At 38.2% G+C, this 22,221-nt stretch carries 19 protein-coding genes; 7 read left to right on the top strand and 12 right to left on the bottom strand.

Features of this window, described 5'->3' with window-relative positions; genetic code table 11:
- Position 1: 1 nt before the first annotated feature.
- Genes F935_RS12505 through F935_RS12515 form a run of 3 tightly spaced genes read right to left on the bottom strand, consistent with a single transcriptional unit; the run spans position 2 to position 2,922 of the window.
- A complete protein-coding gene (locus tag F935_RS12505) occupies positions 2-1,456 on the bottom strand; it encodes an NAD(P)(+) transhydrogenase (Re/Si-specific) subunit beta (RefSeq protein WP_016139245.1) in 1,455 nt (484 codons plus the stop codon).
- A gap of 12 nt (positions 1,457-1,468) precedes the next feature.
- On the bottom strand, positions 1,469-1,783 hold the full coding sequence (locus tag F935_RS12510) for a proton-translocating transhydrogenase family protein (protein ID WP_003654992.1): 315 nt from the start codon (positions 1,781-1,783) through the stop codon (positions 1,469-1,471).
- 11 nt (positions 1,784-1,794) lie between these two features.
- Positions 1,795-2,922: a Re/Si-specific NAD(P)(+) transhydrogenase subunit alpha gene (locus tag F935_RS12515; RefSeq protein ID WP_004641209.1), complete on the bottom strand. Its 1,128-nt coding sequence runs from the start codon at positions 2,920-2,922 to the stop codon at positions 1,795-1,797.
- 239 nt (positions 2,923-3,161) lie between these two features.
- On the opposite strand from F935_RS12515, the gene F935_RS12520 reads away from it, so the two are divergent.
- The 5 genes from F935_RS12520 (at position 3,162) to F935_RS12540 (ending at position 7,765) form a co-directional block, all read left to right on the top strand.
- Entirely contained in the window at positions 3,162-4,088 is a 927-nt protein-coding gene (locus F935_RS12520) for a DMT family transporter (protein WP_016139246.1), read from the top strand.
- 67 nt (positions 4,089-4,155) lie between these two features.
- Positions 4,156-4,563, top strand: a complete 408-nt coding sequence (locus tag F935_RS12525; protein WP_016139247.1) for a RidA family protein — start codon at positions 4,156-4,158, stop codon at positions 4,561-4,563.
- 18 nt (positions 4,564-4,581) lie between these two features.
- A complete protein-coding gene (locus tag F935_RS12530) occupies positions 4,582-5,769 on the top strand; it encodes an MFS transporter (RefSeq protein ID WP_016139248.1) in 1,188 nt (395 codons plus the stop codon).
- 144 nt (positions 5,770-5,913) lie between these two features.
- Positions 5,914-6,918 (top strand): tRNA dihydrouridine(20/20a) synthase DusA, encoded by a 1,005-nt coding sequence (gene dusA / locus F935_RS12535; protein ID WP_016139249.1) that lies wholly within the window; start codon positions 5,914-5,916, stop codon positions 6,916-6,918.
- 334 nt (positions 6,919-7,252) lie between these two features.
- A complete protein-coding gene (locus F935_RS12540) occupies positions 7,253-7,765 on the top strand; it encodes a hypothetical protein (protein ID WP_016139250.1) in 513 nt (170 codons plus the stop codon).
- Between the two features lie 8 nt (positions 7,766-7,773).
- On the opposite strand, the gene F935_RS12545 is transcribed toward F935_RS12540, so the two are convergent.
- Complete coding sequence (locus F935_RS12545; protein WP_080645602.1) at positions 7,774-8,673, bottom strand: LysR family transcriptional regulator; 900 nt, start codon at positions 8,671-8,673, stop codon at positions 7,774-7,776.
- A 96-nt stretch (positions 8,674-8,769) separates the two neighbouring features.
- Here F935_RS12545 and F935_RS18545 point away from each other — a divergent pair, with 96 nt between their 5' ends.
- The gene (locus F935_RS18545) at positions 8,770-8,892 is read left to right on the top strand and encodes a hypothetical protein (RefSeq protein WP_080645603.1); all 123 of its coding nucleotides are present in this window, start codon (positions 8,770-8,772) and stop codon (positions 8,890-8,892) included.
- A gap of 63 nt (positions 8,893-8,955) precedes the next feature.
- Here the strand turns inward: F935_RS18545 and F935_RS12550 are convergent, their stop codons facing one another.
- The 7 genes from F935_RS12550 to F935_RS12580 all read right to left on the bottom strand — a co-directional run bounded on the left by F935_RS12550 (position 8,956) and on the right by F935_RS12580 (position 18,375).
- A complete protein-coding gene (locus tag F935_RS12550) occupies positions 8,956-9,717 on the bottom strand; it encodes a tRNA threonylcarbamoyladenosine dehydratase (protein WP_016139252.1) in 762 nt (253 codons plus the stop codon).
- Positions 9,718-10,050: 333 nt separating this feature from the next.
- Positions 10,051-12,804, bottom strand: coding sequence for an aconitate hydratase AcnA (gene acnA / locus F935_RS12555; protein WP_016139253.1), 2,754 nt, complete (start codon positions 12,802-12,804; stop codon positions 10,051-10,053).
- Positions 12,805-12,928: 124 nt separating this feature from the next.
- Complete coding sequence (locus F935_RS12560; protein ID WP_016139254.1) at positions 12,929-13,741, bottom strand: TatD family hydrolase; 813 nt, start codon at positions 13,739-13,741, stop codon at positions 12,929-12,931.
- Positions 13,741-14,682, bottom strand: a complete 942-nt coding sequence (locus tag F935_RS12565; protein ID WP_080645604.1) for an RsiV family protein — start codon at positions 14,680-14,682, stop codon at positions 13,741-13,743. Before F935_RS12565 ends, F935_RS12560 begins: the two co-directional genes overlap by 1 nt.
- A gap of 91 nt (positions 14,683-14,773) precedes the next feature.
- A complete protein-coding gene (locus F935_RS12570; protein ID WP_016139256.1) occupies positions 14,774-15,616 on the bottom strand; it encodes a hypothetical protein in 843 nt (280 codons plus the stop codon).
- 69 nt (positions 15,617-15,685) lie between these two features.
- Positions 15,686-17,278: a peptide chain release factor 3 gene (locus F935_RS12575; RefSeq protein WP_016139257.1), complete on the bottom strand. Its 1,593-nt coding sequence runs from the start codon at positions 17,276-17,278 to the stop codon at positions 15,686-15,688.
- A 233-nt stretch (positions 17,279-17,511) separates the two neighbouring features.
- The gene (locus F935_RS12580) at positions 17,512-18,375 is read right to left on the bottom strand and encodes a hypothetical protein (protein ID WP_016139258.1); all 864 of its coding nucleotides are present in this window, start codon (positions 18,373-18,375) and stop codon (positions 17,512-17,514) included.
- A gap of 327 nt (positions 18,376-18,702) precedes the next feature.
- On the opposite strand from F935_RS12580, the gene F935_RS12585 reads away from it, so the two are divergent.
- A complete protein-coding gene (locus tag F935_RS12585) occupies positions 18,703-19,275 on the top strand; it encodes a TetR/AcrR family transcriptional regulator (RefSeq protein WP_016139259.1) in 573 nt (190 codons plus the stop codon).
- 731 nt (positions 19,276-20,006) lie between these two features.
- Here F935_RS12585 and F935_RS12590 read toward each other — a convergent pair.
- Positions 20,007-22,061, bottom strand: coding sequence for a bifunctional diguanylate cyclase/phosphodiesterase (locus F935_RS12590; RefSeq protein WP_016139260.1), 2,055 nt, complete (start codon positions 22,059-22,061; stop codon positions 20,007-20,009).
- Positions 22,062-22,221: the final 160 nt, after the last annotated feature.

Consider the following 22,221-nt stretch of genomic DNA (forward strand, 5'->3'; position numbering starts at 1 on the left):
ATTAGTGACCGCCACCATTGATTGCTTTTGTCATATCTTCCACAACTTTCTTCGCATCACCAAAGATCATCATCGTTTTTTCATTGTAGAACAAATCATTGTCTAGACCTGCGTAACCTGTAGCCATAGAACGCTTAATCACCATGATCGTACGCGCTTTATGTGCTTCAAGAATCGGCATGCCATAAATCGGTGAAGTTGGATCATCTTTTGCAGCTGGGTTAACTACGTCATTTGCACCAATTACAAGCACAACATCTGTTGCTGGGAAGTCTGAGTTAATCTCATCCATTTCCAAGATATCTTCATATGCTACGTCTGCTTCAGCAAGCAATACATTCATGTGACCAGGCATACGACCAGCAACCGGATGGATTGCGAAACGAACGCGAACACCTTGCTCTTTTAGAATTTCACACAATTCTTTTACAGCATTTTGTGCACGACCTTGCGCCATACCATAACCCGGTACAATCACAACACTGTCAGCATTTGACATCAAGAAGCCAGCATCATCAGCAGAACCAGAACGATGGTTACGTTGAACTTGCTCACCTTTGGCAGCAGTAGCAACTGCCGCACCGCCCATTGCACCACCAAACAATACATTGATGATCGAACGGTTCATTGCTTTACACATGATGTACGACAGAATCGCACCAGATGAACCTACGAGAGAACCCGCAACGATCAACATGTTGTTTTCAAGTGTAAAACCAATACCTGCCGCAGCCCAACCCGAGAATGAGTTAAGAAGCGATACTACTACAGGCATATCACCACCACCCACTGGTGCAATCCATACCCAACCAAATGCAAGCGCAAGTGCTGTCATTGCCCAGAAAGCAGTCATATTACCAGTCGTGAAGAAGTAGAAACCACAAGCCAACATCGCAATAAAAATAAGCGCTTGAACAGGTTTAACCCACGCACCAGAAATTGTTTTCGCCCATTTTTTTGCAGCTAATTTACCGTACGCAAACACAGATGCAGTAAAGGTAATCGCGCCAACAAAACAACCTACGAACAATTCAAATAAGTGAACACCACTCATGTGCACATGTTGCACACCAGCCGCAGTTAAAGCCGCCTCATTTTGAGCAAACAATTCAGTTAATTGGTTATTATGCAAAATTGCAGCAATTGCAATTAAAACAGCAGCCAAACCAACTAAAGAGTGCATGAGCGCAACAGTTTCTGGCATTTGTGTCATTGGTACAGTACGAGCACGTGCAATACCTACGATTGCACCCAACACCATTGCACCAACAATCATCCAGATGACTGGGTTATTCGCAACAAAGAAGGTCGTTACAACTGCAATCGCCATCGCGATCATACCGTAACGGTTACCTTGAATTGCTGTTTTAGGGCCAGACAAACCACGAAGCGTCAAGATAAAGAGGATTGCGCCAACAAGGTACAACCAATTTGCGTTTGCTTGAATAAATTCCATGTCAAAGCCCTCTTATTTCTTTTGCTTAGGCTTGAACATTTCCAGCATGCGTGCAGTTACTGCAAAGCCACCGAAAATATTAATGCTTGCCAAAAATACTGCAATCGCACCAAGTACGCTCACCACATTCACACTTTGAAATGCAACGTTAGCATCTACACCCAAAATAGGTAGACCCACAGTTTGCAACATCGCACCCACTACAATAATAGATGACAACGCATTGGTTACGGCCATAAGTGGCGTATGTAAAGCTGGTGTAACACCCCAAACTACGTAATAACCTACGAAGATGGCAAGGACGAAAATTGTAATAGTTTCAACCATGAGAAATCTCCTTAACCACGCTTAAGCAGTACTTGACCGCCATGAGTGACCAATAGGGCTTTTTGGATTTCGTCTTCCTGATTAATCGCAAAGTTTTTCTCTTTGTCGAATAAAGTCTCTACGAAATTGAAAACGTTACGTGCATATAGTGCAGAAGCTTCTGTCGCTACAGTGGCTGGAATATTTGGAACACCCAAAATTTTCACGCCATTTTCTGTAAAAACAGTCTCGCCCACTTTAGAGCCTTCAACGTTACCACCAGTCTCAACAGCCATATCTAAAATGACAGAACCTGGTTTCATCTTGGCAACAGTTTCAGCCTTGATTAGACGTGGTGCATCACGACCTGGCAATAACGCAGTAGTAATCACGATGTCAGCGTTAGAAACAGCCTTATCAACAATCGCCGCTTGGTCTTTGATGTATTGCTCACCCGGCATCCATCCATAACCATTTTTAGCGGCATCTGCTGCACGTTGTTGTTCTTCTTCAGACATTGGTACGTCTAACCACTTACCACCTAAAGATTCAACCTGATCTTTTGCTGTAGGACGTAAATCAGTTGCTTCAACAATTGCGCCTAAACGCTTTGCTGTTGCAATTGCCTGAAGACCTGCAACGCCCACACCCATAATCACAACACGAGCAGGTTTTACCGTACCAGCAGCAGTCATAAGCATTGGGAACATGCGCTGATATTCAGCAGCAGCAAGCAACACTGATTTATAACCAGAAAGGTTTGCCTGAGAAGACAATACGTCCATATTCTGCGCACGAGAAAGCGTACGAGGAAGCAATTCCAGAGCAAAAGCAGAAACTTGCTGATTCGCAAACTGATCTAGCTCGGTATTACGATAAGGATCAAACATTGCTACAACAGCAGTATTTGCTGGAAGTTTTTGAATCTCCCCGCCTTGTGGAGCGCGAACTTTCAAAATAATTTGACTACCCGTATAGGCATCATCCGTAATGGTTGCACCGACCTGTTCATAAGCACTGTCAATGTACGCAGCCTTTACACCAGCACCACGTTCAATTACAACGCTATGACCAGCGCTAATCAACTTCTTTACTGTCTCTGGCGTAGCAGCTACACGATTTTCACCGACGACAGTTTCGGTTGGGATTCCGATCTGCATGAGCGTTCCTCAAGCTAATTTCTCATTGTCAAAAACATTGCTAAGCTGCAATGTTTCCCCCATGTGTATTCTTTGTACAGAATTTGGATTCTAATTGAACTTTTTTAAAATACCACCCAATATTTATTTAATAAATACCCATATTTTGAACTGATGATTCACGATATTTGATTTGAGGTGTAATATAGGAAGCTTTTTCTTTTTTTGCAGACAATAGTCTCTCTTATACAGTCTTGTATATGAAAATTTCGTTTTCTTCGTTTCAAATCGGGTCTTTTTTTGCTCTTTGCTCTGCTTTTCTATTCAGTACAAAAGCAATCTTTATTAAACAGACTTATGCCCTTTCTCCATTAGTCGACGCTACAGTCCTGATGGCTTTACGCATGTTAAGCGCTTTACCGTTCTTTCTACTCATTTGTTGGTTTAACAGGCATCATAATAAGGGCATAAAAAAGAAGGATTGGCTAATTTTAATTTTTGCCGGTCTATTAGGCTACTACTTTGCAAGTTGGCTCGATTTTATGGGTCTCATGTTTATTAGCGCCTCTCTTGAGCGAATTATTCTATTTTTATATCCCACTCTTACCGTCATCGTCTCAAGTCTGCTATACAAACAAAAATTAGATGCAAAAAGTTTATTTGCCATTTTCCTTAGTTATGGTGGAACCGTGTTAGTCATGCTGCAAGAGCACAGCAACGCACCAATTCAGGGCAACTTCTGGTTAGGTACAAGTTTAGTATTTGCAGGTGCAGTGGCTTTTGCAGGCTATTTATTACTAACCCCACCATTAATTAAGAAATTTGGTTCTTGGAATTTCACAGGTTTAGCTTTAACTGTGGCTTGTATCGGCACATTAACACACTATGTATTAAGCACACCTCACCCGATTCAACTTCTATTACAACTACCATCTAGTGTGATTTGGTATGGGGTTGGCCTAGGCTTCTTGGTCACCGTGTTGCCTACCGTTATGCTCATGCAAAGTATTGAAAGACTTGGAGCCTCTCAATCAGCAATGATTGCTTCAATCGGACCTGTTTTAACGATTTTGCTTGCAGTCGTTTTTCTAAATGAACATTTAAATATGTGGCAATGGATGGGTTGTCTTCTCAACATTATGGGTGTGATGATGATTACACTTAGAAAGAAAAGACTAAAACATTAAATTTTCTTGACCTCAACTTAAGTTGAGGTTGGATACTCATCTAAATTTTACTAAACGGTTGAGTTACATGAATCAAGAAACTTTCAAAATAATAAATCCATCAACTTTATATGACCCTACCCCAAATGCTTATAGTCATGTTGCTGTGGTAGAAAATTTTAAAAAGATTATTCATATTGCAGGCCAAGGAGGCGAAAACTCAAAAGGTGAATTAAGCCCAAATTTTGAAGAACAAGCAGCCCAAACTTTTGATAATATTCAACATGCTTTAAAAGCTGCCAATGCAGAGCTTAGCAACACTGCTGTATTAAGAGTTTTAGTTGTTGACCATTCGGTCGAAAAACATCAAATTTTGATTAAAATTATGCAAAATTTATGGAAAAATCATCCTTTTCCAGCCTGTACACTCATTCCTGTACCACGCCTTGCATTAGAGCATATGCTCATTGAAGTCGAAGCAACCGCATACACCTAATAAAATCGAGAGAACATCATGTCTACCCCTGAAGATATCAGTCAGAATAAACCATTGCTTTGGTTGATGGCAGCAGCATGTGGTTTGTGTGCAGGTGTGAACTATTATTGTCAGCCCCTGATTCACTCGATTCAACAAGACTTTGCCGTAACTCAGGCACAAGCAGCATTGACCGTTACATTTGCTCAGGTGTCTTATGCCCTCGGTCTGCTCTTTATTGTTCCGATGGGCGATATCGTCAATAAAGCCAAGGCTATTCCGTTTTTGATGGTACTTTGTGCAGTTGGCCTATTTACGTCGGCTTTTGCCGTTAACTTACCCATGCTATGGATCGGTACAATTTTAGCAGGATTGTTTTCGGTTGCAGCTCAAGTGCTTATTCCACTTGCCACAATGACTGTAAAACCCGAAAAAACTGGCGAGATCATTGGTTTTTTAATGAGCGGCTTATTGGTCGGGATTTTACTCTCTACCAGTCTAGCGGGTTTATTCTCTAACTTATTCCACTGGAAAGTCATTTATGTCGTAAGTGGCATATTAATGTTACTACTGGCGTACACCTTAAAAAGTCGCTTGCCTTATGTTTTGCGTATGAAAATGAACTATGGACAGATCTTTGGTTCTATGGCTCAGCTCCTAAAAGAGGAAAAGCGTTTATTAATAAGAGCGCTTACAGGTGGCTTTGCATTTGCATCAGTCAGTATTCTGTATTCCACCATCGCATTACTCCTTACCTCAGCACATCATTTACCTGATCTCTTTATTGGACTAGTGCCTTTAGTCGGTATCTTTGGTGCTTTATCAACACGTTACATTGGTAAATATGCAGATCAAGGCCATACTGGCTTACTGACATGGATGGGATGTGGATTATTCTTATTGAGTTGGATTTGTTTCTATTATGGGCAGACTTTACTCTCTAGCTATATTATTGGTTTTGCTTTAATTCAGTTAGCACTCGCGCTCGTACACACCAGTAACCAGAGCATTATTTTCCGTTTAAGACCAGATGCAAAATCTCGTATTAATGCCATCTATATGACGACTTACTTTATTGGTGGCGCAGGCGGTTCGGCATTAGGAATTTTTGCATGGAACCGTGGTGGATGGACCATGACTTGTCTTGCTGGTATTGGATTAGTTGTTCTTTGTATTTTATTTAGCATGTTCGATACCATCTTACAAAAAAAGAAAATGGTTTCCTAATAACGTAACTTGTTATAAATCATCTTCCTATATTTAACATAAGGGTGGCTATAAATTACTCAGTTAAATGCCTCTGTCGATTCAAGCATAAACCTCGTATAATGCTGCCCTTTCATTAATTTAGCGACTTTTGGGCTATTGGTTATGCAATCACTTCAATCGTTACAACCTCGTATTTCTGTCGCCCCTATGATGGACTGGACTACAAAGGATTATCGATTCTTTGCACGCTTGTTTAACCCAAATGTTGTGCTCTACACAGAAATGGTGACTACAGGTGCGATTCTTTTTGGCGATGCAAAACGTCATTTGGACTACAGCGCACAAGAACACCCTATCGTATTACAACTTGGCGGTTCAAATCCCCAAGAGCTTGCAACCTGCACAAAAATGGCTGAAGACTGGGGTTACGATGAAGTCAACCTCAATGTAGGCTGCCCAAGTGACCGTGTACAGAACAATAAAATTGGTGCTTGCTTAATGGCAGAGCCAGACTTGGTTGCTGAATGCATTCACAGCATGCAAAAAGCAGTAACTATTCCTGTAACGGTCAAACACCGTATTGGTATTGATGATATGCACTCTTACGAAGAGATGCTGCATTTCGTAGATACTGTGGCTGCAACAGGTTGCACTCATTTTGTAGTGCATGCTCGCATCGCTATTTTGAAAGGCCTATCACCGAAAGAAAACCGTGAAGTTCCACCTTTACGCTATGAAGATGTTTATCGTTTAAAACAAGAGCGCCCACATCTTACCATTGAAATTAACGGCGGGATTAAAACGTTTGCTGAAACTCAAACACATTTACAGCATGTTGATGGCGTTATGATTGGCCGCGAAGCCTATCATAATCCGTACTTACTCGCGGAAATGGGTCAGCTTTGGAATTTAGAAGCTCCAGATCGATTCGAGATTATGGAACAAATGCTGCCTTATATTGAACAACGTATGGCTGAAGGTGCTCCACTTTCAATTATTACCCGTCATATTTTGGGTTTATTCCAGAATTTACCGGGTGCGCGTAAATGGCGTCAGGCACTAAGTGGTGGAAATGCAAAAACTTTAGGTGATGTAGAACAGGCTATTGGCAACATGCAAGCAGCTTTAATTCGTACCGAGGAATATTTAAAAGAGCATCAAGCTTAAGCTTGTGATGGCCTCTTAAATTGTAAGAAAATGTGGCATTTTAAATCAGAGACTTAGAATTTGAGTATATTCGCAAATATTGAATTAAAATATTCAAATTTAAGCTCTGATTAATTATTTATAGCAAATAATATCAATAACTTAAGTTAATTTGTTTTTATGAGTGATTTTAATAAATATTTTTTTAGCTCCAATTTATAATTTCGGTTAAAAAGATACGTTATTACATAACATAAACAAAACTTTTAAGGTACGCCTATTAGTATCTCTGAACGCCACAGGTAGGTGGTGATTTTTTAAATATGGATATAGATAGTACGGTAGAGATTTCACGATGATTATTTATGACGGACAAGTAGCTGATAATTATATGTATCAGGATTCAAATCAGGCAGCTATTGTTGTATCCCACAGCACCCCAAGCCTTCCTTATCCTTTCACCATGAAACCCAACAGTCATCAGACAGAAACCCCCAGTACTCCCGCTATAGATGTTGATAGATTCGTAGCTAAATTAGAAAGTGTTACCTCTAGACGTAGTAAAGCGCGTTGCGCACGCAGTATCCGCCTTGCACTAGAATCTGCTGGTGCCAATGTCGAAAATCATCCAATCGCAGCTTCAGATTGGGGTGATACCCTAAAAAAGATTGGCTATAAAGAAATTAATCCAGCCTTTGATGAACCACAAGAAGGCGACATCTATATCATTCACAGAACCCGCAACCATGTTTATGGACATATTGCTGGATATACAGGAAGTGAATGGGTCTCTGACTTCAAACAAAATAGCTATGATGTCTATAAAGATGATAGTGTTACTTACACTTACTATAGATTAGCCGCTTAATCAATTTTCTAAGATTGAAATGCTTGATGAATGATTTCGGCACAATGCTGAATAATTTCATCCTTCTCTTTTCTATAGACTAAAAATACCTCGGAAAAGAATAGATGATCTGCCAAAGGTAACAACTTTACATTGGCAGGCAAAATCTGCTGAAACTCTTCAGGCACAATACTTACCCCTAAATTTGCAGCCACAAGCTGTAATTGTGAAATCTTGCGTGACTGAATCGCAGCTTTCTGAGGCGTAAACCCAGCAGCCAAGCATAGGTTTGAAACAAAATAGCTTAAACCACCTCGTTTAGAATGTGGGGTAGAAACGAAATACTCATCTTTTAAGTCTTTGACTTGAATCTCTTGTTGATTTGCAAACTTAGCGTGATCAATATGCACAGCCACCATTAAAGGTTCTTCATATAACTTAAGAGCATTAATTTCATCTAATGTGTGACGAACTGGTGGTCTAATCAAACCAATATCAATTTCACCATTCAGTAAAGCCAAAATTTGATGCTCAGATGACAAGGTATTCAGTTCAAAACTAAGCTGCTGCGTTAAACTAATTTCTTTTAATATTTGAACCTTTTTATGGTCCATAACAATACTGCTCGAGTGAGCAATTTTAATCTGGCGATTTTTTCCATCTGCAATATTCTTAGAAACTCCAATAATTTCATTTAAATAATGCATATTATCTTTTATTTTTTTATAGAAGACCTCTCCTGCCGCTGTAAGTTTTACTTTCTTGTCAGTGCGATCAAATAACTGAAAATCAATTTCTTCTTCTAATAATTTAATTTGCCGACTTAAAGCCGACTGAGCAATGAATAGTTTTTCTGAAGCAGCAGTAAAGCTCCCTTCTTCTACAATTTTTATGAAATATTGGAATTGTTTTAATGTGAGCATTACCATCTCAAAATTAGATCATGAGGTCTATTTTCCATATTAGATTAGATAGATTGTCTCCGCTAGAATTTTATCAAGACCATTCCCTTGATTGAATTATTCATGAAGTATTTAAAAGGTTTCGCCGTCTTCACTTTCATTGTTTTAATTTTATGGTGTTTTAACTTTTATGATCAGCAGCTTCCAACACAAGAGAAACAAGACACCATAGAGTTATATGATTAAATAGTTTTTCTCACAGACGAAAGGCCTGTACTCACATAAGCACATGCCTTTTTAATATTTAAATTAAGCTTTCTTTAGATCGAGTTTCTTTAAAACTTCAGCCACAGCAATCATGGCAAAACTTGAAGTCACCACTACTGCTGAACCATAGCCACCACAGCGCAACCCAGCCGAAGGACAAACATCGGCATTTGAAAATGGATTATCGATTGAGTAAACACAAGTAATCCCAAATTTCTCTTTTGGCTTTTTACAGATGCCCCGCGCACGAAGTTGACTACGTAGCTTCGCTAACATTGGGTCTTGTTCTGTTTTTGATAAATCAGCCACGCGGATTTTAAGCGGATCAAGCTTACCACCTGCTCCACCTGACACAATCAAAGGAATTTTATTAAAACGGCAATGAAGCATTAAAGCCAATTTCGCTTTAACGTCGTCAATACAGTCCAAGATAATATCAGGTACAGGATTTAACAGCTCTGTGACGTTCTCAGGTGTTAAGAAGTCATCAATAATATTGACTTCAATACGAGGGTTAATTTGGCGACAACGCTCCGCCATAATCTCAACTTTTTCACAGCCTAGAGTTGATGTCATTGCAGGTAACTGACGGTTTACATTTGATGCTGCAACCACGTCCATATCGACTAACGTGATCTCACCAACACCTGTACGTGCTAAAGCTTCAACCGCCCAACTGCCTACCCCACCAATACCAATCACCATCACATGACTTTTTTCATAGTGCAGGAACGATGAATCACCATAAACTTTAGCTACACCTGCAAAACGGCGGTCATATTCATCTTGTTGGAGATCGGTCATTGCTACTCTTTGTAGGATATAAAACACGGAGAGTATTTTACTGCTTTTCAGAAGAAAGTGTATTTCAGAACAAAGAAAACTTGAGATGGTGATATTTAAACTCACGACAAGTCTTATCATTATAAATCAAATTATATTATTTAAGATTTAAGTCATTATTTACTAACGTGACAGGCGGCAGGGATGCCGCCCAGTTGGGCTGCGGTATAAGGACATACCGTCAGCCCGACAGAGGATTTTTGTTACTTTTCATCCTCGAAAAGTAAGGATGTATCTATATACCCAACATCAGCCAAAACATATTCATTAAAAGGCCGAGCTAAGTTTATCGATTTATGAAGCAATCAAATTCCGCAGTACATAATGCAAAATACCACCAGCCTTAAAGTACTCGACCTCATTTAACGTATCAATTCGGCACAACACATTAAAATGACTCGCTACCCCATTGGGCCGTTTTACATCAACTTCAAGAATTTGATGAGGTTGAATCCCATCCAGCAAACCACGGATTGATATCACTTCATGACCCGTTAAATTAAGAGATTGACGAGTTTGCCCATCAACAAACTGTAATGGCAACACTCCCATACCGACTAGGTTTGAACGATGGATACGCTCAAAACTCTCTGCAATCACTGCTTTCACACCTAATAAATTTGTTCCTTTTGCAGCCCAGTCACGTGAAGAACCTGTTCCATATTCCTTACCGGCAATAATCACAAGAGGTGTGTTTTCTTGTTGGTAAAGCATCGCTGCATCATAAATGGCAAGCTTTTCACCACTTGGAATGTAAATAGTATTACCACCCTCTTCACCACCAAGCATTTCGTTTTTAATACGAATGTTGGCGAAAGTTCCTCGCATCATCACTTCATGATTACCACGTCGAGAACCATACGAGTTAAAGTCTTTTGGATCGACCCCTTGCTCTTGCAGATACCGACCTGCGGGACTATCTTTTTTGATATTCCCCGCTGGTGAAATATGGTCAGTTGTGACCGAGTCACCTAAAACTGCCAAAATACGCGCCTGTTCAATATTTTTAATTGGTTTCGGTGGCTCTCCAATTCCTTCAAAGAAAGGAGGATGTCGGATATACGTCGAGTCATCTGCCCATTCATAGGTCTTACTCTTTGGAATCTGAATCGCTTGCCAACTCGCATCACCATCAAAGACCGCAGCATATTCTTTATGGAACATCTCTGTATTTACTTTCTGCAAGACAACATCAATTTCTGCCTGACTTGGCCAGATATCTTTTAAATAGACGGGCTGTCCATCTTTGCCCTCACCAAGAGGCTCTGTTGTCAGGTCAGTACGAATATTCCCAACCAAACCATAAGCAACCACGAGAGGCGGTGAAGCTAACCAATTGGTTTTAACTAATGGATGTACCCGTCCTTCAAAGTTACGGTTACCAGAAAGTACAGATGCAACATTCAAATCATGACATTGAATTGCATCTTCGACTGGCTCGGGTAATGGGCCTGAGTTACCAATACAGGTTGTACAGCCATACCCCACCAAGTTATAACCCAACTCATCTAAATACGGCGTAAGCCCAGCAGCCAACAAATAATCAGTCACGACCTTAGAACCAGGTGCAAGAGAGCTTTTCACCCATGGTTTTCGTTGCAAGCCTTTTTCAATGGCTTTTTTGGCAAGTAACCCCGCCGCTAACATCACGCTTGGGTTCGAAGTATTGGTACAAGAGGTAATCGCAGAAATAACAACATCCCCATGATTTAATGGATAGGTTTGTCCTTCAATCACGCAAGATGGACTTTCATGTTGAATATTTGCTTTTTTTGCCTCTACAGCAGTACCACCACCTTCATTTTCTAGACGTTCTTTTGCTTCTTTTGCTGGTTTTAGCGTTAACTCCATGAGTGCATTAAACGCTTTAGGTACTTCTGATAACAGCACTCGGTCTTGCGGGCGTTTTGGTCCAGCCAAACTTGCTTGCACCGTAGTCATGTCTAAACTTAAAGTATCTGTAAAAACAGGTTCATCACCAGCATTTCGCCATAAACCTTGAGCTTTACTATAGGCTTCAACGAGCTCAATACGGTCTTCATGACGCCCTGTCAGTTTCAGATATCCTATAGTCACTTCATCTATTGGAAAGAAACCACAGGTTGCACCATATTCTGGTGCCATATTGGCAATTGTTGCACGGTCAGCAAGAGGCAAATCTGCCAAACCATCTCCATAGAACTCTACAAATTTACCCACCACACCTTTTTGGCGAAGCATTTGAGTAATAGTGAGTACCAAGTCTGTTGCTGTAATACCTTCTGGTAATTTTCCTGTAAGTTTAAAACCGATGACTTCAGGAATAAGCATAGAGATGGGTTGGCCCAACATTGCAGCTTCAGCCTCAATACCGCCTACGCCCCAACCTAAAACACCCAAGCCATTAATCATGGTCGTATGCGAATCTGTTCCCACTAAGGTATCAGGAAATGCAAAAGTTTTGCCTTCATCTTCCCCCAACCACACTGCTTGGGCCAAATATTCTAAATTGACCTGATGGCAAATCCCCGTACCTGGCGGCACTACACTAAAATTATTAAATGCAGACTGTCCCCAACGTAGAAATTGATATCGTTCGCCATTACGCTGCATTTCAATATGTACGTTTTCTTCAAAAGCCTGATCATCGGCAAAATAGTCAACCATCACCGAGTGGTCGATCACCAAATCTACAGGAGATAACGGATTAATCTTCTCTGGGTCTCCACCAGCTTGAGCCATGGCTGCTCGCATTGCTGCCAAATCGACTACAGCGGGTACCCCTGTAAAATCCTGCATTAAAACTCGAGCAGGTCGATATTGAATTTCCTGTTCAGAACCTTTGGTTTTTAACCATTCTGCTAAGGCATAGATGTGTTCAGTTTTAACGCTAAGTTGGTCTTCAAACCGTAATAAGTTTTCCAATAATACTTTTAAAGATTTCGGTAGTTTGGCAATATCCCCTAGCGTTTTCTCGGCTTGGGCTAAGCTAAAAATCTGATAATTGCTGGAACCTACTGTTAGCGTCTGTAAAGCATTAAAACTATTGATATTGCTATACTTAGCCATTGGGTTATCCTCCCATGTCTGGCAATGTTATTTTTCACGTTTTTACATGTTGTTTTCTTACTTTAAGCTTCTTTTCTAATCGCTGTGTTTTGTTTTAGTTACTATTTCTAATCTTTGATTTTTATTACGATAATTTCAACGCCGAGAGCGAGTTTTCCCAAAGCTGTACGGCCAAATCTAACGCTGATATGTTTAAGTTTTCTGCCAAACTTTGCAAAACATAAGGCAAATTAACTGGGGTATTACGGGTACGCTGTTCTGATGAGGTTTGACAGCAAAGTGGTGTCATATCTGGGCAATCTGTTTCAATCACCAAATGATCGGCACCGATAGCCTGCACAACAGTATGAAGTTTTTTTGCGTTCGGGTTGGTAATCTGCCCTGTCACACCAATTTTAAAACCAAGCTTAATAAGGCCTTTTGCCTCTTCTACCCCACCACTAAATGCATGAGCAATGCCACCCAATTTAAATTTTTGAGCTTTTAATATAGCGAGCACATCACCATGCGCTTTACGAATGTGGAGTAATACTGGTTTTTGGTATTGGGTTGCAAGCTCTAACTGATCTACAAAATATTGTTTTTGCTTGGCATATATATCGGGCTGCTTATGTTCTTTTAAGAAAGTATCTAAGCCAATTTCACCCACTGCCACACAGTCTTGTTGCTGCAAGATGTGTTCAAGATGAGAAAGATGTTCTAGCTGATGCTGCTCAATATAAAACGGATGTAAGCCTGGTGCTAAATATGAAGTGGGTACATTTTTCCAGCTTTTTAACTGATGATGAGTCTGCACCAACTCGTCAAAGCGTGACTGTAAAAAGCCAATTAAGACTAATGCATCTACGCCCACTTTTTTAGCATTAAGCGCTAACTGCTGCCGATCTTCATCAAAATCGGCAACATCAAAATGAGTATGGGTATCAAACAAATGCATTAGCCAGCACTTTTTGCAACGGGTGCCGAAGCTGGTTTAGCTTTAGGCTGTGGCAAATACTCTTGTTTCAACACATCTTGTAATTGATCATATGGAATGACTAATCGAGGTAATCCCACCACATATGGTCCAATTTCATATTCACCATATTGAAGAATTAAACCTTGCTCACCCAATAAGAAGTTATCAGATAGTTTAAATGGCCAAGCTTGCTCATATTCACCTACATTATCAGCTAGTTTAGAGTCCGTAACCCAAGTCTTAAAGGCTTCATGCGCCAACTTTTCTAATGCAGCTTTTTGCTGTGGGCGTAACAAATCTTCAAGCTTGATCTGCTTTTGTTCTTTTAAATCAAAATTATAATAATGCTGTGCAGCAGAACCGTGTGCACCACCTAAATAGCTACTACTATTAAGCACCACAGTTACAACTTTACCTTGAGCCTGCAGAATTTTAGGTTTCACCAAAAGATTAATCTGATGATTACTACTTAAAGCTTTTAACTCATTGTCCAAACCAATAAATGAATTGGCGTAACGTTGAACCTGTGCATCAAAGCTATTTTTTTGCTCTGCACTCGCAACTGCTGAAGCTTCTGTTTTTTGATCTGCTTGCTTCACTTTAGCATCGGGTTCAGCAATCTCTAAAATTTGACCTAGAGTCTTTAAGATTTGCTGATCTAGAATTTTGTCAATAAATGGAAAATTACTCTGCAAACGTTCAACTGTGAATTCGGGACAAGTTTTACCATCACAATCAGGTAAAGCGACCTTACTAGGAACCGTTTCGCCCTTCAAAGTCAGCTCTACTGGCTTTTGTTCCTCAACTGCTGGTTTCTGCTGTTCTTGAGAATCCTTAGGATCAGCTTTAGGTTGGCATGCCACCAAAAATATAGCAGAAGCAAGCAAAGTTAATCGCAGTGAAGCTTTAGAAGATAACATCATATTTTGCCTTTTATTCTAAGGAGATTACACAGTGCCTTTTCTAAGAAATTAGCGCATATAAATAGAGGTTGCAAATTCTGCTACCATCTTAAAACATTTGTTCATAAACCTTGGGTTGTAATATTTTTTTGGTTTGTTCTTTAGATAAATAAATATCGAGCTGTGGGGCCTCTTTAGTGATTTGGTTTGCCTGATAATGTAAGCCAACACCTTCACCATCAAAGAACCAATCCGCTTGTCCCCAATATAAAGTTTTTGGTGCTTCTTTCTTTATGTCAGTAGTTTGCTTTTTTAACCAGTCTTGATAGGCCACCTGCACCATTTGATGCACAGTCGTTTGTTGATCTTTTTGTAAAACATCTAACAAAGCTAAGCTTTTATGCAGTTTTCGGTCAGCCACGAAAAAGTAATAACGATCTTTAATCGTGAGCTCTTCTTGCTTGGTATCAAGGCCTAATTGCAATAAAACATATTGGTTACGTTGCGATGCAATACGCGTATGAAGATGCAATTCATAAGCCCGATTCTTTGAATATTTATCTTGCCATTCATCAGACTTTTTAACATAAGCATTAATAGCTTGCTGCAAACTTAAGTCTTTTTTCAAATCAATTTGGTCTTGGATCACTTTAGCCTGACTTTTTGCGATCCATTCATTTAGCCATGTATCTTGGGTCTTTATCGTTTGAATATCGGCATCAATACAGTTTTTCTTCTCACAAAATGGCAAAGCATATTCAGCTTTTACTTGTTGTAAGTTAAGGAATGGCAGTACTTCAGCTTTTTCAATATATTGAGCTTGAGTAGATGCTAATTTTTTTTGAGAAGATGACGAAGACTGAGAGCTTTTCCAGACAAAAATAGAAATAGCAGAAATTAATGTTATGACTGCAACCACAAGCGCAATAATTGCCTTTTTACTCAACTTCATTTCATCATCCTTTCTTATTTTTCAAAACAAAACAGCTTCTATTCGAAGCTGTTTGTCACATTAAAATGATCAGTGTTCACGTGTGTTACGGAACTGAATATCAGGCCAACGCTCTTGCATAATCTGCAAGTTTACTCGGCTTGGTGCAAGATAGGTTAAGTGTCCGCCACCATCGATAGAAAGTTGGTCATGTGCTTTCTTCTTAAATTCATTCAGAATTTTTTCGTCATCACAGTGAATCCAGCGAACGGTGTTAACGCTTACAGGCTCATAAACACAGTCAACCTTATATTCTTCTTTCAAACGATAAGCAACCACGTCAAACTGAAGCACACCTACCGCCCCCACAATCAAGTCATTGCTAATTTGTGGCATAAATACCTGAGTCGCCCCTTCTTCAGACAACTCTTTCAAACCTTTTTGCAATTGTTTTGACTTCAATGGATCTCTTAAACGCACACGACGGAACATCTCTGGCGCAAAGTGAGGAATACCTGTGAAATGTAAATTTTCACCACTAGTAAAAGTATCACCAATTTGAATTGTGCCATGGTTATGTAAACCAATAATATCACCTGGCCATGCTTCTTCTAAATGTTCACGCTCACCAGCAAGGAATGTCAAAGCATCACTAATGCGGACATCTTTACCAAGACGCACGTGGTTCATCTTTAAACCTTTTTCATATTTACCAGAGCAAATACGCATGAAGGCAATACGGTCACGGTGTTTCGGGTCCATGTTGGCTTGAATTTTAAATACAAAACCAGAGAAACCTTCTTCTTTCGCTTCAACTACACGCTCTTGTGTAGGGTGCGCTTTAGGTTCAGGTGCCCACCCCATGAAAGCATCTAATACGTGGTCAACACCAAAGTTACCTAATGCTGTACCAAATAGAACCGGAGTTTGTTTACCTTGTAAAAATAAGTCACGGTCTAATGGCTCATTTGCCATTTGCACAAGCTCAAGCGACTCTTCAAAAGATGCCCAAGCCAAATCACCTACTTTTTCACGAACATCAGCATAGTCATATCCATCACGTACTTCAATATCGGTAATGGTTGAGCCAAAGCCTGCTTTATATACATACAATTTATTTTCAATAATGTTGTATACACCAGCGAAATCACGGCCCATTCCTAATGGCCATGTAATCGGCACACAGCGGATATTAAGAACATTTTCAATTTCATCAAGTAACTCAAGCGGCTCACGAATCTCACGGTCCATCTTGTTTACAAATGAAATAATAGGAGTGTCGCGCATACGACAAACTTCCATCAATTTGATGGTACGTTCTTCGACACCTTTTGCACCATCAATTACCATTAACGCAGAATCAACTGCAGTTAGGGTACGATAAGTATCTTCCGAGAAATCTTCATGTCCCGGTGTATCGAGTAAGTTAATGGTATGACCTTTATAAGGGAACTGCATAACAGACGTGGTAATAGAAATTCCACGCTCTTTTTCCATTTCCATCCAGTCAGATGTAGCTGCACGGTCAGATTTACGGCTTTTTACCATCCCTGCAACCTGAATCGCTTTACCCCATAACAGCAATTTCTCTGTCATGGTGGTTTTACCGGCATCGGGGTGGGAAATGATGGCAAATGTGCGGCGTTGAGCAACCTGTGCCGCTAACTCATCTTTAAAACTCATGAAATACACCTACTGCGGAGATTGCAGTGCCAAAGATCTAAAGTCGATCAAAATAAAAATTGGCGTAATTGTAGCAGATTTATGGAAGTGTTTAATGATTGTTGATAAGCCATGAGCCACTCATAAGTTTTTTTGATATTTTTTGAGAATGCAGCTTAGCATCTTAGAAATTTTAGAATTAAAAAAAGCCCATCCAATTATGGATAGGCTCTCTTCGGACTTAGTGGAATATCTTATGCCAGTTTCTTTTCTTCAATAAACTGGACATCGGCAATTTGTACATCCCAGAATTCATTCCATAAAGCACAATATTCAATGCATAGCTTAGTTAAGCCTTCATAATCATCTTTGGTAATTGCTTGTGCTAACGTGAACCAAAGATCATCTTGATGGTCATCATCAGCAGCTTCAGACGTCTCATCAGTAGATACACCATGCACATGGTAATACCCACCACCTTCAACATCGATATTCACAAATTTGGTCGCTTGACGTAATGGCGGACTAAAAAGAATAACCTCTTCCTCTGCAACAGCTAGTAACGCGACTACATTGATATAACTATCATAAGAAGATTCTAAAAATGTTCTAATCTGATCTGAAATTTTTGATGGTTTAAAATTACGACGATCAAGCTCTGTTAAACCATAATCATTAAGTAAATCTTCATACAATGGGTAATGAGCATATTCAGGATTCCCCAAATAATAATTATCTTTACCTAAACCAGGGCGAAAACCAAACTCATCAAGTATATTTAAACTTAATAATACTCTTGGAAACATTTTAGCTCCAGAATGGAGTTTTGGTTCCAATTGTTTTGTTAGAAACTGAGCTTTTAATAGAGCATCAGTAAAGATTTGTACAATTGCATGACGATATTCTAAATGAATATGGGTCAAACTCTTTTTATCGAGATATCCATTATTTAATACTTCAATTGCAGGATGTCTAGAAACTGGTAATTCCGCAATTTTAGTTCTTAACTGCTTAAGAAATTGTAAATTTTCTTCCCACTGTTTTGCAGGAATGCTATTTCTCATCCCCTGCAATGCTTTTTCTCTTGGATTATTAAAGTCTTCAAATTTTTTTGACATAATCATTCTCAGTAAAAAGTTTTTCTTATAGTTAAGTTATAGGCCTTATTTTTATTTAAATTTCGCATTCAATTGCTAAAATAAATTCCACAACCTGAAACTTAACAATTTGATATTATGTTTATTAACTCAACAAATCAACGAATTAATTAATAATATTTAAAAAAAGTAAATTATTGCCAATTAGAGGTGATTCTTATTATTTTTAATAACAAATCAAACTATTGAATAAATATAATTTTTTTAATATCATAAAATAAGATTTATTTAAGCTTTCATACTTTACAATAGCAAAGTTAATCAAAAATATTTATGACGGGAAAACCGATGTCAAAAAGAGAAACTATTATAACAACAGCCACCTCCCTCTTTAACCAGAAAAGCTATACCTCTATTGGGATTGACCGAATTATTGCTGAATCAAATGTAGCAAAAATGACTTTTTATAAATACTTTTCTTCTAAAGAAGTTTTAATTGAGGAATGTCTTCATCGGAGAAATTTAGAAGTCCAAGCTTCTTTATTTAATAAAATTAACGATATTGATGATCCATTAATTAAACTTAAAAGTATTTTTAATTGGTATATGGACTGGATCAATACTGAAGATTTCAATGGATGCTTATTTAAAAAAGCGACGATTGAAGTCATGCAACTCTATCCATCTATTAAATATCAAATTAATGAATATCGAGATTGGATTTACAAATTAGTTTTTTCAACCTTTTCAGAACTAGAAGTTGAGAATAAACAAATTCTTACAAGTCTTTTTCTTAATATTGTAGATGGACTCATTATTGATGGCACTATAAATAAATCTAAAATCAATTCAGAAAAAACATGGTCTTATATCAATAAAATCATTAATTTTGAGAAAGTTCGGGAGTGCGCGGTTATTTAATTCATAAATTAAATAAATTTTTACATATTAACAAAAATAAACAATAATATTGAATTTGGTGGAGCATAAAATCCAACTCCACCAAGTGAAATCTAATTTACTCTTTTTTATAACCCTATAAAATTAAATGACTTATTTTTTAAATTCATAATCTTTGTCTTTAATATTAATTAATATTATCTAAATTAAGCTCAATCATTATATAAACTTAATAAAACTCTACAAAAAAGATTATAGAACACTAAATTTCCAATACTCTAATTCACTCATTCATTAGATTTACTTCATAGTACAGATATACATTTTATCAAAATAAGCTTCCTTCTACCCTTTTATCTAAAGTGTTTTATTTTTATGTAAAATTATTATGTTCTCTCTCCAAATAAAGGTAGATCAACACCTTTATCTCAAGACATTCATTGATTATTCAAAAGTAGTCTATGAATTTATTAATAAGCCAATTTCTATAGCTCACGATAACTTACCAAGCTTTGGGTCAGAGCTTTTCAATTTTGAAAGCTATAGATTACAAACCATTTAAATGAGCATATATGAGGATAATTCTTTTAAGCTGTATATTTATGCTTAAGCCGTTATTTTCAAATGAATGCATGCATATCTTCTTTGAGCTTGTCTTTTTTAGAGATTAGACTCGTGCCGATCAGTAATCTTTTAGCATGAAAATTTTAAAACTAACAAAAATAAATTAGATGAAATTAATATAGAAAAGCTTAAACAAAATGGGCACCTTGAGACTCAATGAGTTGATCAACCTGAACAGGCATTCCCAATAAATAACCCTGAAATTGTTGACAGCCTAAACGGGTCAAAATCTCAACCTGCTGCTGAGTTTCCACCCCTTCTGCCGTTACGGTTAAGCCTAGCTTTTTAGCTAAATGAATAATACTTTCTAGAATAACTTCTTCTTTCGAACCTGGTTTTAAATCAACAATAAAGCCACGGTCAATTTTCAATTCATCTACGGGTAAATCTTTTAAATATAAGAAGCTCGAATGCCCTGTTCCAAAGTCATCAATGGCAACACGAATTCCCATGTCACGTAACCGCTCACAAGCTCGGATACTTAAATCAATATGCCGCATAGCAGTTGATTCAGTAATCTCAACAATTAAGTGATGAGGTTGAATTTGATATTTTTTTAATAATGCTTCGAGTGTACTAAATAATTTTTTATTTTCAAATTGTAGTGCCGATAGGTTCACCGCGACTGGATAAAATGGCGTATTACTGCGTTCCCATTCCTGAATTTGCTGGCAAGCTTGCTCAAGCGCCCAATACCCCATTGGAATGATCAAACCCGTTTTTTCCGCACCTTCAATGAACATATGTGGGGTAAGTATTCCTAAGGCTGGATGATTCCAGCGGATTAAGGCTTCAACTCCACAAACTTCTAGATTCGTATTAAATTTAGGTTGGTAATATAAGATGAACTGTTTTTCTTCTACGGCTTTATAAAGATCATTGATCAGTTTTGACTGACTTCTAGTTTCTTGTTGATGGGTTGAGTAACTAAAGATGGTATATGTATTTCTACCTTGTTCTTTAGACATGAGCATGGCGGCATCAGCATTCATGAGTAAATCCTGAACATTCTGTCCATGCTCAGGAAAGAGTGCCACCCCCAAACTTGCAGAAATATTAATTTCCTTACCAGAAATTTGATAGCTTTCCTGAATCAGTAGTAGAACCTTCTCAGCTAAAGCCACCGCTTCTTCTGCATTTGTATTTTCTGCAATAAGCAAAAATTCATCGCCGCCGATTCTAAGCAGTTTACATTTTTCATTGAGTTGCCAATGTAAACGGTTCGCCATTTGAATCAGTAATTGATCACCCACATGATGCCCGAACGCATCATTCACCGATTTAAAACGGTCTAAATCAATATATAAAAATGCAATTTTCTGATCTTTATATCGATGATCTGAGAGCAATACTTCAGCATAATCAACTAAATAAAGACGGTTTGGTAGTTTAGTTAAGTTATCTTGTATAGAGAGATTAGCTAATTCTTTATTTGCCTTACGTAACTCTAAATTTTGTTGTGTGAGCCGCTGCTCTAACATCGCGACAATAAAACTTGCTACGAGTACCAGACACGTGACTAAAATAATCGTAAATAATAATAAGTCATGCTCTGCCTGATATTGGCTAATAAATTTATCAGTAATATTCGTCGCAATCAGCGCCGTATAGTGCATCCCCATAATACTTAAGGTCATCATAATCGAAAATGCGATTTTTAAAGTTAGACGATGACGTTCGGTGTCTTTTAATTTATAAGCTAATAAAAATGCCAGCCCTGAACCGCTCATCGCAATTAATATAGAAAATAATAATAAGAAAGAGGTGTAGTCTTTTTTATAGATATTAATATTCCAGCCCAACATACTAATGTAATATGAAGCTGAAATTCCGATTCCCATAATAATAGAGCTCAAAATGAGCCGGAATAAAGGGAGTGTGAAGCGTGAGGTCAACCACATGGCGATGCCCGATAGCAAAGCACTAATAGCAAATGAAACAGTAATCAAAGGAACATTAGAGTCGACTGTTTCAAACAGATGATACGCTTGTATACCGATAATATGAACAATACTAATTGCAGACGCGAGCAATAAACCATTGATAAATAAAATTAAGGGCTCAAATTTTTTATAGGCTTTTTTGAATATTAATTGCTCCATGGAAATCACGAGATAACAAATGAAGCCAGCTGCAATAAAAGAGCCGACGATCAATGTGCTATCGTAATCAACATGACCCATAGTGGACTTCCATGATTATTCAATACTTTTTTTTATTTTGTTCAACTCATTGCCCAAAATACAATTAAAAATTAAACACGTTAAAAAAATTTTTGTAAATTTGACGTTTTTAGTCAGTTATAAACAATAACACTATCTATCTTTTGGTCAAGTATTTTTT

This window comes from Acinetobacter calcoaceticus ANC 3811, from assembly GCF_000399665.1.
GTDB classification, from domain to species: domain Bacteria; phylum Pseudomonadota; class Gammaproteobacteria; order Pseudomonadales; family Moraxellaceae; genus Acinetobacter; species Acinetobacter calcoaceticus_B.

What these genes read in the sequence shown, in the direction of transcription:
- F935_RS12505 (WP_016139245.1), bottom strand. Translation starts at nt 1,456, where the DNA reads ATGGAATTTATTCAAGCAAACGCAAATTGGTTGTACCTTGTTGGCGCA.
- F935_RS12510 (WP_003654992.1), bottom strand. Translation starts at nt 1,783, where the DNA reads ATGGTTGAAACTATTACAATTTTCGTCCTTGCCATCTTCGTAGGTTAT.
- F935_RS12515 (WP_004641209.1), bottom strand. Translation starts at nt 2,922, where the DNA reads ATGCAGATCGGAATCCCAACCGAAACTGTCGTCGGTGAAAATCGTGTA.
- F935_RS12520 (WP_016139246.1), top strand. Translation starts at nt 3,162, where the DNA reads ATGAAAATTTCGTTTTCTTCGTTTCAAATCGGGTCTTTTTTTGCTCTT.
- F935_RS12525 (WP_016139247.1), top strand. Translation starts at nt 4,156, where the DNA reads ATGAATCAAGAAACTTTCAAAATAATAAATCCATCAACTTTATATGAC.
- F935_RS12530 (WP_016139248.1), top strand. Translation starts at nt 4,582, where the DNA reads ATGTCTACCCCTGAAGATATCAGTCAGAATAAACCATTGCTTTGGTTG.
- dusA (WP_016139249.1), top strand. Translation starts at nt 5,914, where the DNA reads ATGCAATCACTTCAATCGTTACAACCTCGTATTTCTGTCGCCCCTATG.
- F935_RS12540 (WP_016139250.1), top strand. Translation starts at nt 7,253, where the DNA reads ATGATTATTTATGACGGACAAGTAGCTGATAATTATATGTATCAGGAT.
- F935_RS12545 (WP_080645602.1), bottom strand. Translation starts at nt 8,673, where the DNA reads ATGGTAATGCTCACATTAAAACAATTCCAATATTTCATAAAAATTGTA.
- F935_RS18545 (WP_080645603.1), top strand. Translation starts at nt 8,770, where the DNA reads ATGAAGTATTTAAAAGGTTTCGCCGTCTTCACTTTCATTGTTTTAATT.
- F935_RS12550 (WP_016139252.1), bottom strand. Translation starts at nt 9,717, where the DNA reads ATGACCGATCTCCAACAAGATGAATATGACCGCCGTTTTGCAGGTGTA.
- acnA (WP_016139253.1), bottom strand. Translation starts at nt 12,804, where the DNA reads ATGGCTAAGTATAGCAATATCAATAGTTTTAATGCTTTACAGACGCTA.
- F935_RS12560 (WP_016139254.1), bottom strand. Translation starts at nt 13,741, where the DNA reads ATGCATTTGTTTGATACCCATACTCATTTTGATGTTGCCGATTTTGAT.
- F935_RS12565 (WP_080645604.1), bottom strand. Translation starts at nt 14,682, where the DNA reads ATGTTATCTTCTAAAGCTTCACTGCGATTAACTTTGCTTGCTTCTGCT.
- F935_RS12570 (WP_016139256.1), bottom strand. Translation starts at nt 15,616, where the DNA reads ATGAAGTTGAGTAAAAAGGCAATTATTGCGCTTGTGGTTGCAGTCATA.
- F935_RS12575 (WP_016139257.1), bottom strand. Translation starts at nt 17,278, where the DNA reads ATGAGTTTTAAAGATGAGTTAGCGGCACAGGTTGCTCAACGCCGCACA.
- F935_RS12580 (WP_016139258.1), bottom strand. Translation starts at nt 18,375, where the DNA reads ATGTCAAAAAAATTTGAAGACTTTAATAATCCAAGAGAAAAAGCATTG.
- F935_RS12585 (WP_016139259.1), top strand. Translation starts at nt 18,703, where the DNA reads ATGTCAAAAAGAGAAACTATTATAACAACAGCCACCTCCCTCTTTAAC.
- F935_RS12590 (WP_016139260.1), bottom strand. Translation starts at nt 22,061, where the DNA reads ATGGGTCATGTTGATTACGATAGCACATTGATCGTCGGCTCTTTTATT.